Here is a 10,019-nt window from a genome sequence, read left to right on the forward strand (position 1 = left end):
GAGCATCTTGCCCCAGTCCTTGACGCCGACGTCGCCGGTGGCCATGCCGCGCACCATCAGCGTCGCCGCCTGGGCGCCGGCGTTGCCGCCGCTGCCGATCAGAAGCGGCAGGAAGAACACCAGCGCCACTTGCGCTGCGATGATGTCCTCGAAGTAGGCGATGCCCGCCCCGGAGAACAGGTTGGCGAACACCAGGAGCACCAGCCAGGTGACGCGCTTGCGGTACAGGCTCCAGAGCGGCACCCGGCTCACGCCGTCCTCGAGCTGGCCGATCGACATCCCCTTGTGGATATCCTCGGTCGCCTCGGACTCGGCGACGTCCATGGCATCGTCGTGGGTGACGATGCCCACCAGCCGCCGCTCGTGATCGATCACCGGCAACGCCAGCAGGTCGTAGCGGGCGACCACCCGGGCCACCTCCTCCTGCGGCTTGTCCACCGCCGTGCTGATCACGTCCTTGATCATGATGTCGTCGACCAGCGCCCCCGGGCGCGCCACCATCAGCTGGCGCAGCGACATGGTGCCGATCAGCTCGCCGTCACCGTCGAGCACGTAGAGCTGGTAGACCGTCTCGGCGTCCGGCGCGGTCTGGCGCACGCGCATCAGCGCCTGCGACACCGTCATGCCACTGGCTATCGCTACATAGTCAGAGGTCATGATGGCGCCGGCAGTGCCCTCTTCGTAGCTCGAAAGCCGCTTGAGGTCCTCGCGCTCCTGGTGCGCCATGCGCCGCAACAGCGCCTCGCGGCGATCCTCGCCGAGCAGGTTGAAAAGATCCGCCCGCTCGTCGGAGCCCATCTCCTCTAGAAGCGTCAGCACCTGGGTATCGGAGAGCTCGCCGACCACCTCGAGCTGGCTCTCGCCGGGCAGGTAGCCCAGCACGTTGGCCGCCCGCTCGGTGGAGAGGATCTCGAGCACGGCCAGGGCCGCCGCGAGCTCTTCGTCCTCCTCGATCAGCTCTTCGAGGACTTCACCGATATCCGCCGAGCGTATTTCCGCCAGCCGCTCGGAGACTACCTCCCGGCTCGGCGCTTCCTTGCCGAGTTCGCCCAGCAGTTCCGTCTTCAGTTCCTGCAAGGTTTCATCGTTTAGCGACATCGCAATCTCCCTGACAGAGGTGTCATGTTGGATGAGTTTTTGCAGACGGGGTCTTCACTTGCGTGGCCTTATAGTAGCAGAGAAAAAAAACGCCCCTTGAACCCGAGGGCTCAAGGAGCGTCTTGTTCACGCCCGGGGCGTGAGTATCAGCCTTTGCCCGCCTTCTTGCGCAGCTGCTGGATCGTTCGCAGCTGGGCCACGGCCTCGGCGAGCTCCGCCGAGGCGCGCGTGTAGTCGAGCTCGGCGGATTTCTCGTTGAAGGCCTTGAGCGCGTCCTGACGCGCCTGCTCGGCGGCGGCCTCGTCGAGATCCCCCGCCCGCGCCGCGGCGTCGGCCAGGATCGTCACCACGTCGGGCTGGACTTCCATGAAGCCGCCGGAGACAAAGAAGTTCTCTTCCTTGCCGCCGTCCATGATCACCCGGATCGGCCCCGGCTGCAGCTCGGTCAGAAGCGGCGTATGACCCGGGAGAATCCCCAGATCCCCCATCAGGCCGGAAGCGATGACCTGCTCGACGCTTCCGGAGAAGATGGACGCTTCGGCGCTGACGATGTTGCAAGTGAAGCTATTCGCCATAGCGAATCCCCCTAATGAACGGGATTACTTCTTCATCTGGTTGGCTTTCTCGACCGCTTCGTCGATGGAGCCGACCATGTAGAAGGCCTGTTCGGGCATATCGTCGTACTCGCCGGCGAGGATCCCCTGGAAGCCGCGAATGGTGTCCTTCAGCGACACGTACTTGCCCGGCGAACCGGTGAACACCTCGGCCACGAAGAACGGCTGCGACAGGAAGCGCTGGATCTTACGCGCCCGGGCCACGGCCAGCTTGTCCTCGTCGGACAGCTCGTCCATGCCGAGGATGGCGATGATGTCCTTGAGCTCCTTGTAGCGCTGCAGAACACCCTGAACACCGCGGGCGATGTTGTAGTGCTCTTCACCGACCACCAGCGGGTCGAGCTGGCGCGAGGTGGAGTCCAGCGGGTCGATCGCCGGATAAATGCCCAGCTCGGCGATGGAGCGCGCCAGTACCACGGTGGCGTCCAGGTGCGAGAAGGTGGTCGCCGGCGACGGGTCGGTCAAGTCGTCCGCGGGGACGTAGACCGCCTGCACGGAGGTGATCGAGCCGTTGCGGGTGGAAGTGATACGCTCCTGCAGAACGCCCATCTCCTCGGCCAGCGTCGGCTGGTAGCCTACCGCCGACGGCATACGACCCAGGAGCGCCGATACCTCGGTGCCCGCCAGGGTGTAGCGGTAGATGTTGTCGACGAACAGCAGTACGTCGCGGCCTTCGTCACGGAATTTCTCCGCGATAGTAAGGCCGGTCAGCGCCACGCGCAGGCGGTTGCCCGGCGGCTCGTTCATCTGACCATACACCAGCGATACCTTGTCGATAACGTTGGATTCGGTCATCTCGTGATAGAAGTCGTTACCCTCACGGGTACGCTCACCGACACCGGCGAACACGGAGTAGCCGCTGTGCTCGGTGGCGATGTTGCGGATGAGCTCCATCATGTTGACGGTCTTGCCCACGCCGGCGCCGCCGAAGAGGCCGACCTTGCCGCCCTTGGCGAACGGGCACACCAGGTCGATGACCTTGATGCCGGTTTCCAGCAGCTCGTTGGAAGCCGCCTGTTCGGCGTAGCTCGGCGCCTTGCGGTGGATCGGCATGCGCTCGACTTCACCGATGGGGCCGGCCTCGTCGATCGGCTCACCGAGCACGTTCATGATCCGGCCCAGGGTCTCTTTACCCACGGGCACGGAAATGGCGGCTCCGGTGTTGGTCACGTCCAGGTTACGCTTGAGCCCTTCGGTGGAGCCCATGGCGATGGTGCGCACCACGCCGTCGCCCAGCTGCTGCTGGACTTCGAGGATGGTCTCCTTGCCGGAGACTGTCAGCGCGTCGTAGACCTTGGGCACGGAGTCCCGCGGAAACTCTACGTCAATCACCGCGCCGATGATTTGTACGATACGTCCGCTCATCTTGGTTCCTCTTTAAAACCTGCAAATGAAACCTGTCTGCCTGAAGCCGGCTAGCGGCTTCAAAGGCGTTATACGGCTGAAGCGCCGCCGACAATCTCGGAAATTTCCTGGGTGATGGCGGCCTGGCGGGCCTTGTTGTAGACCATCTCCAGATCGTCGATCAGATTGCCCGCGTTGTCGGTCGCGCTCTTCATGGCGATCATCCGGGCGGCCTGTTCGCACGCACCGTTCTCGACCACCGCCTGATACACCTGCGATTCGATGAAACGAACCAGCAGGCTGTCGAGCAACGCCTTGGCATCCGGTTCATACAGGTAGTCCCAGCTTCCGGGACGGGCGTTTTCCTCGTCATGCTTCGCATCGTCGCCCATCGAGGACGAGAGCGGCAGAAGCTGACGAACCACCGGCTTTTGCGTCATGGTGTTGACGAATTCGTTGTACACCACGTACAGACGATCCAGCCGGCCTTCGTCGTAGGCTTCGAGCATGACCTTGACACTGCCGATCAGCCCCTCGACGCTCGGCTTCTCGCCCAACCCGCTCTTCGCGGCGACCAGGTGGCCCCCGTACTTGCGAAAGAAGGCGGAGGCCTTGGAACCCAGGGCACAGAAGTCGAGCTCGGCGCCTTGCTCTTTCCAGGCCGCGGCGTCTTTCAGCACGGCCTTGAAGAGGTTGACGTTCAAGCCGCCGCACAGGCCGCGATCCGTGGACACCACGATGTAACCAACGCGCTTCACCTCGCGCTCGACCATGTAGTCGTGCTTGTACTCGGGGTTGGCGTCGGCGATGTGGCCGACCACGTTGCGAATCTGCCGTGCGTAGGGCTGGCCAGCCTTCATCAGATCTTGCGCTTTACGCATCTTCGACGCAGCGACCATTTCCATGGCGCTGGTGATTTTCTGCGTATTCTTGATGCTCCCGATCTGGGTGCGTATCTCTTTTGCAGCTGCCATAGCGATCTACCCTTCGTTCGTGGCTCTCAGAAAGTAGCGAAGCCCGCCCTCAGGCGGGCCGACCATTACCAGCTCTGAGTCGCCTTGAACTGCTCAAGACCCGACTTCAAGCCGCCCTTGATCTCGTCGTTGTAGTCGCCGGTCTGGTTGATCTTGTCCATCAGATCACCATGCTCGGACTTCATGTAGTCGTGCAGGGCACGCTCGAAGTCCAGCACCTTGTCGACGCTGACGTCATCCAGATGACCTTCGTTGGCGGCGTAGAGCGTGAGCGCCATCTCGGCCACGGACATCGGCGAGTACTGGTTCTGCTTCATCAGCTCGGTGACGCGCTGACCGTGCTCGAGCTGCTTGCGGGTCGCCTCGTCGAGATCCGACGCGAACTGCGAGAACGCCGCCAGTTCGCGGTACTGGGCGAGAGCCAGACGCACGCTGCCGCCGAGTTTCTTGATGATCTTGGTCTGGGCCGAGCCGCCAACGCGCGATACCGAGAGACCGGCGTTGATCGCCGGGCGGATACCGGAGTTGAACAGGTTGGTTTCCAGGAAGATCTGGCCGTCGGTGATCGAGATCACGTTGGTCGGAACGAACGCGGAAACGTCGCCGCCCTGGGTCTCGATGATCGGCAGTGCGGTCAGCGAGCCGGTCTTGCCGGTCACTTCACCATTGGTGAACTTCTCGACGTAGTCGGCGTTGACGCGCGCGGCGCGCTCGAGTAGACGCGAGTGGAGATAGAACACGTCACCCGGGTAGGCTTCACGGCCCGGCGGACGGCGCAGCAGCAGCGATACCTGACGATACGCCACGGCCTGCTTGGAGAGATCGTCATAGACGATCAGCGCGTCTTCGCCACGGTCGCGGAAGTACTCGCCCATGGTGCAGCCGGAGTAGGCGGCGAGGAACTGCATCGGGGCCGGATCGGCGGCGCCGGCGGCGACGACGATGGTGTGGCCCATGGCGCCGTGCTCTTCGAGCTTGCGCACCACGTTGGCGATGGTCGACTGCTTCTGACCGATCGCGACGTAGACACAGGTCACGCCCTTGCCTTTCTGGTTGATGATCGCGTCGATGGCGATCGCCGACTTGCCGATCTGACGGTCGCCGATGATCAGCTCACGCTGACCACGACCGATCGGCACCATGGAGTCGATCGACTTCAGGCCGGTCTGGATCGGCTCGTCGACGGACTGACGCGTGATGACGCCCGGCGCGACCTTCTCGACCGCGTCGGTCATCTTGGCGTTGATGTCGCCCTTGCCGTCGATGGGGTTACCCAGTGCATCGACCACGCGGCCGACGAGCTCGGGGCCCACCGGCACCTCGAGGATACGACCGGTACAGGTAGCGGTCATGCCCTCTTCGAGCAGGAGGTAGTCACCCAGAACCACGGCGCCGACGGAGTCGCGCTCGAGGTTGAGCACCATGCCGAAGATGCCATTCGGGAATTCGATCATTTCACCGAACATCGCGTCTTCGAGGCCGTGGATTTTCACGATGCCGTCGGAAACGGTGACGATGGTGCCCTGGTTACGGGCTTCGGATGCGACGTCAAGCTTCTCGATACGCTGCTTGATGATGTCGCTGATCTCGGAAGGATTCAGTTGCTGCATGCCATGTCCCTCGGACTCAAGCGGTGAGCGCGTCAGAAAGGCGGTTCAATCGACCGCGTACCGACCCGTCGATGACGGTGTCGCCGGCACGCAGGATGACACCGCCGATGAGCGACTTGTCGACCTGAGTAGTAATGGAGATTTCGCGATTCAGACGTTTCTTGAGCGCGTTTGCGAGCTTGGTCTGCTGCGCCGCCGTCAGCTTGTAGGCGGACGTGACGGTGACCTCGACACGCTGGTCGAATTCGGCGCGCAGGCGCTCGAACTGGTCAGCGATAAAGGGCAGGGCAGACAGGCGGCCTTGATCGGCCAGGGCCACCAGGAAGCGTTCGACGCCGTCGGGCTGTTCCGGCAATGCGCCGGCCAGCAGCTCGACCTTCTTGTCGTTGGCGACCTTCGGACTCCCCAGCACGCGGCCGACGCCTTCGTCGGCGACGGCCACGCTCAGGAAGTTCAACGCCTGGGACCAGCTATCAAACGCTTGTTGATCACGCGCGTATTCAAACGCCGCCTTAGCGTAAGGACGAGCGACGGTAAGTAGTTCCGCCATGGGTCACCTCCTTACAGTTCGGCAGCAAGCTCATCAAGCAACTTGCGATGCGCTTTCTCATCGACCGACTCTTGCAGGATGCGCTCGGCGCCGATGATCGCGAGGCGAGACACCTGAGCACGAAGCTCGTCTTTCGCGCGATTCACTTCCTGCTCGATTTCGGAGCGGGCGCTGGCGACCAGACGTTCGCCTTCGGCGCGCGCCGTAGCGCGAGCTTCCTCGACGATCTGGGCGGAGCGCTTGTTGGCCTGCTCGATGATGGCAGAGGCCTGCTCCTTGCTCTCCTTGAGCGTCTGCTCGGAGCGCTCTTGAGCAAGCTCGAGATCGCGCGTCGCACGGCTGGCTGCATCCAAGCCATCAGCAATCTTCTTCTGGCGCTCGTGAAGCGCGTTGCTGATCGGAGGCCACACGTACTTTATGCAAAACCAGACAAAGATCGCGAAGGCGATCGTCTGCCCGATAAGCGTCATGTTGATATTCACAGGACTGTACCTCTGACAAGTTCGTGGCGACCGGAGTAAAGCAAAACCGAGCGGAGTGCCGCCCGGTCAGGCTTGCTTAACCGGCGACAACGAAGATCAGGTACATCGCGATACCAACGCCGATCATCGGTACGGCGTCGAGCAGACCGGCCATGATGAAGGTCTTGGTTTGCAGCTGGTCGCCGAGTTCCGGCTGACGCGCGGTGGACTCGAGCAGCTTGCCGCCCAGGATGGCGAAGCCGATGCCGGTCGCCAGTGCGCCCAGACCGATGATGATCGCAGCTGAGAGATAAACCATTTCCATGATGTTGCTCCTGAGTTCAAGTGGTGGTTAAGGGTTGAGGGTTGAAGTTACGGGTTATTCGAAACCGGTGGCGTCTGATGAACGCCTAGTGATGCTCGTGCGCCGCGCTCAGGTACACCACCGTCAGTACGGTGAAGATGAACGCCTGCAGCGTGACGACCAGGATGTGGAAGATCGCCCACGGCACGTCCAGCACCCAGATGGCCCAGAAGGGCAGCATCGCGATCAGGATGAAGATGACCTCGCCGGCGAACATGTTGCCGAACAGACGCATCGCCAGGCTGAACGGCTTGACCAGCAGCGAGACGACCTCGAGCACCAGGTTGAAGGGGATCAGCGCCCAGTGGTTGAACGGGGTCAGCGACAGCTCGCGCGCGAAGCCGCCCACGCCCTTCACCTTGAAGTTGTAGTAGAGGATCAGGCCGAACACGCCCAGCGCCATGCCGAGGGTGGCGTTGACGTCGGTGGTCGGCACGATCTTCATGTAGTCGACGCCGAGCTTGGAGAACAGCACCGGGCCGTAGTCCACCGGGATGATCTTGAGCGTGTTCATGAACAGGATCCACACGAACAGCGTCAGCGCGATCGGCGCGATGTGGGGGTTGCGCCCGTGGAAGGTGGAGCGGGTCAGGTTCTCGATGAACTCGACGACCATCTCGACGGCGTTCTGAAGTCCGCCCGGAACGCCCGAGGTGGCCACCTTGCCGGCCTTGCGGAACAGCCAGATGAACAAGAGGCCCATGGCGATCGACCAGCCCATGGTGTCCAGGTGAATGGCCCAGAAGCCCATCTCGACGGCCTCTTCGGCCGAGTGCGCCAGCGACCAGCCGTTGACCGGGTGATGCCCGAAGGTCAGGTTCTGCAAGTGGTGCTGGATATAGTAAGTCGTCGAGACTTCGTTTCCTGCGGCCATAGAGATGTCACCTCAATCAGTTGTGCGGCGTGTCTTGAGCATCAGCCAGGGTGCCAGCCAGTGCGTCGAGATGACCGCAACATAAGCGCTAAAAAAGAAAGTTGGGTTTGAAGGAGGCACTGTCACGAACACCAGCGTGAAAAGAGCCACCGTCAAACCGAACTTGCCCGCCGCGGCGCGCAACAGGCGGTTGGCGCCGCGAACCCGGTGCGATGAGAAGATTCCCATCCGTTGAACGAAGAACACATGAGGCAGTACCGCGACCAGCGCCCCCAGGGCGAACGAGGCCGCGCCACCGGCGCGCTCCAGTCCAAACGCGCCCGCCGTGCCCAGAAGCGCCAGCACCAGTTGGGCGCGTAGCAGTGACACGGTGTACGCCTGGCGTCGCCGGACTTCAAATCGCTGCATGACGTGTCGGCACCTGTCGCCGCGTGTTGTTTCATCCGGGCCAGGCCGTTTCGTCATCGAAAACGACCTGCGCAAATCTTGCGCGATTATAGGGAAGCGCTATCGCACCTTCAACCGAAGTTGCGTCTAATTTGCGGGTTTACGCGCGCACTTGCGACCAAAGCGTTAAAAAAGGCGCCTATCGTGCGGTCATTTAATGAGTCTGCTAGTTACTTGATCGATGCGCTCATTTGATATGCCCGAGAATGCCATCGAGCTCCTCGAGGCTAGTGTAGCGAATGGTGACCTTGCCCTTGCCGCGCTGGCCGTGATCGATGGACACCGGCGCGCCGAGCAGCTCGCCGAGCTGGGTTTCGAGCCGCGTGACGTCGGCAGTCTTGAGCGCACGCTTCGGTGCGGCCCGGGCCGCTTCGTCGCTGGCGAGCTTCTTGACCAGCGCCTCGGTGGCGCGCACGGTCAGGTCGTTGTTGACCACCTCGTGGGCAATGCGCCGCTGCTGGGCGCTGGAGAGCGACAGAAGCGCCCGGGCGTGGCCCATGTCGAGATCGCCGCGCTCCAGAAGCGTCTGCACCTCGGCGTCCAGGGTCAGCAGGCGTAGAAGATTCGCCACCTGGGTGCGCGACTTGCCCACCGCGTCGGCGATCTGCTGCTGGGTCAGCTCGAACTCGTCGCCGAGACGCTTGAGTGCCAGGGCCTCCTCCACGGCGTTGAGGTTCTCGCGCTGGATGTTCTCGATCAGCGCCAGCGCCAGTGCCACCTCGTCGCTGACCTCGCGGATCACCGCGGGAATGACGTCGAGCTCGGCGAGCTGGGCGGCGCGCCAGCGGCGCTCGCCGGCGATGATTTCATAGCGCGCCTCGCCCACCGGGCGCACCACGATCGGCTGCATCACGCCCTGGGCGCGAATCGAGTCGGCCAGCTCCTCGAGCGCCTCGGGCTGGATGTCGCGACGCGGCTGGTACTTGCCGCGGCTCAGTTGCCCCAGCGGCAGGCGCTCCAGCCGCTCCTGGGCAGGGTCCTGGGCGGTGGCCGCCAGCGGCGACTCCACTTCCGTAAGTACGCCGTCGCCGGCCAAGTCCAGCGTGTCGCGGCGACGGGCGCCCGCTCCGATGAGGGCATCCAGGCCGCGTCCCAGCGCGCGTTTACGCGTCATGCGTTTCCCCTTAAACGTTGAATCAAGACCAAGCCCCTGCCGTCAGGCGTTCATCGCCCGTCCCCGATCGCCTTCAAAGCGACAGCTTGCGAATCATCTCCTTGGCGAGCACGCGGTACGCCTGGCTGCCCCGCGAAAAGCGCGCGTACTGGGTCACCGGAAGCCCGTGGCTCGGCGCTTCGGCCACCTTCACGTTGCGCGGGATGGTGGTCTTGAGCAGCGCATCGCCGAAGAAATCGCGCAGCTGCTTGTCGACCTCGCGAGTCAGGCTCGTGCGCTTATCGTACATCGTGCGCAGGATACCGGAAATCGCCAGTTCCGGGTTCACGCTCTCCTTGATCTGCTCGACGGTATCGAGAAGCGCCGAAAGCCCCTCGAGGGCGTAGAACTCGCACTGCAGCGGAATCAGCACCCCGTGGGCGGCGGTCAAGGCGTTGACCGTGAGCATGTTGAGCGACGGCGGGCAGTCGATCAGCACCACGTCGTAGTCGTCGGCGACCGTGGCCAGGGCGGTCGAGAGCCGGCTCTGGCGCTCGTCGCGGTCGAGAAGCTCGACCTCGGCGGCGGTC

12 protein-coding genes are annotated in these 10,019 nt (G+C 63.1%); all 12 read right to left on the reverse strand.

What is annotated here, in order from left to right:
- Positions 1-1,098, reverse strand: a 1,098-nt coding sequence (gene mgtE / locus BIS11_RS04485) for a magnesium transporter (protein WP_253585770.1), incomplete at its 3' end; no start/stop codon positions are given.
- A gap of 146 nt (positions 1,099-1,244) precedes the next feature.
- On the reverse strand, positions 1,245-1,673 hold the full coding sequence (locus BIS11_RS04490) for a F0F1 ATP synthase subunit epsilon (RefSeq protein WP_253421025.1): 429 nt from the start codon (positions 1,671-1,673) through the stop codon (positions 1,245-1,247).
- A gap of 24 nt (positions 1,674-1,697) precedes the next feature.
- Positions 1,698-3,077 (reverse strand): F0F1 ATP synthase subunit beta, encoded by a 1,380-nt coding sequence (gene atpD / locus BIS11_RS04495; protein ID WP_227391263.1) that lies wholly within the window; start codon positions 3,075-3,077, stop codon positions 1,698-1,700.
- A 68-nt stretch (positions 3,078-3,145) separates the two neighbouring features.
- Positions 3,146-4,030 (reverse strand): F0F1 ATP synthase subunit gamma, encoded by an 885-nt coding sequence (gene atpG, locus BIS11_RS04500; protein WP_227391264.1) that lies wholly within the window; start codon positions 4,028-4,030, stop codon positions 3,146-3,148.
- A gap of 65 nt (positions 4,031-4,095) precedes the next feature.
- The gene (gene atpA, locus BIS11_RS04505; protein WP_227391265.1) at positions 4,096-5,640 is read right to left on the reverse strand and encodes a F0F1 ATP synthase subunit alpha; all 1,545 of its coding nucleotides are present in this window, start codon (positions 5,638-5,640) and stop codon (positions 4,096-4,098) included.
- Between the two features lie 16 nt (positions 5,641-5,656).
- The gene (locus BIS11_RS04510) at positions 5,657-6,190 is read right to left on the reverse strand and encodes a F0F1 ATP synthase subunit delta (protein ID WP_253421028.1); all 534 of its coding nucleotides are present in this window, start codon (positions 6,188-6,190) and stop codon (positions 5,657-5,659) included.
- 11 nt (positions 6,191-6,201) lie between these two features.
- Positions 6,202-6,672, reverse strand: coding sequence for a F0F1 ATP synthase subunit B (locus BIS11_RS04515; protein WP_227391267.1), 471 nt, complete (start codon positions 6,670-6,672; stop codon positions 6,202-6,204).
- Positions 6,673-6,748: 76 nt separating this feature from the next.
- Complete coding sequence (gene atpE, locus BIS11_RS04520; RefSeq protein ID WP_018918432.1) at positions 6,749-6,976, reverse strand: F0F1 ATP synthase subunit C; 228 nt, start codon at positions 6,974-6,976, stop codon at positions 6,749-6,751.
- Positions 6,977-7,061: 85 nt separating this feature from the next.
- The gene (gene atpB, locus BIS11_RS04525; protein ID WP_253421031.1) at positions 7,062-7,889 is read right to left on the reverse strand and encodes a F0F1 ATP synthase subunit A; all 828 of its coding nucleotides are present in this window, start codon (positions 7,887-7,889) and stop codon (positions 7,062-7,064) included.
- Between the two features lie 12 nt (positions 7,890-7,901).
- Positions 7,902-8,258, reverse strand: coding sequence for an ATP synthase subunit I (locus BIS11_RS04530; RefSeq protein WP_367399061.1), 357 nt, complete (start codon positions 8,256-8,258; stop codon positions 7,902-7,904).
- Positions 8,259-8,523: 265 nt separating this feature from the next.
- Complete coding sequence (locus BIS11_RS04535) at positions 8,524-9,450, reverse strand: ParB/RepB/Spo0J family partition protein (protein WP_253421035.1); 927 nt, start codon at positions 9,448-9,450, stop codon at positions 8,524-8,526.
- A 73-nt stretch (positions 9,451-9,523) separates the two neighbouring features.
- A partial coding sequence (locus BIS11_RS04540; protein WP_253585771.1) for a ParA family protein occupies positions 9,524-10,019 on the reverse strand: 496 nt, incomplete at its 5' end.

This window comes from Halomonas sp. 707D4, assembly GCF_024158685.1.
Lineage (GTDB): Bacteria > Pseudomonadota > Gammaproteobacteria > Pseudomonadales > Halomonadaceae > Vreelandella.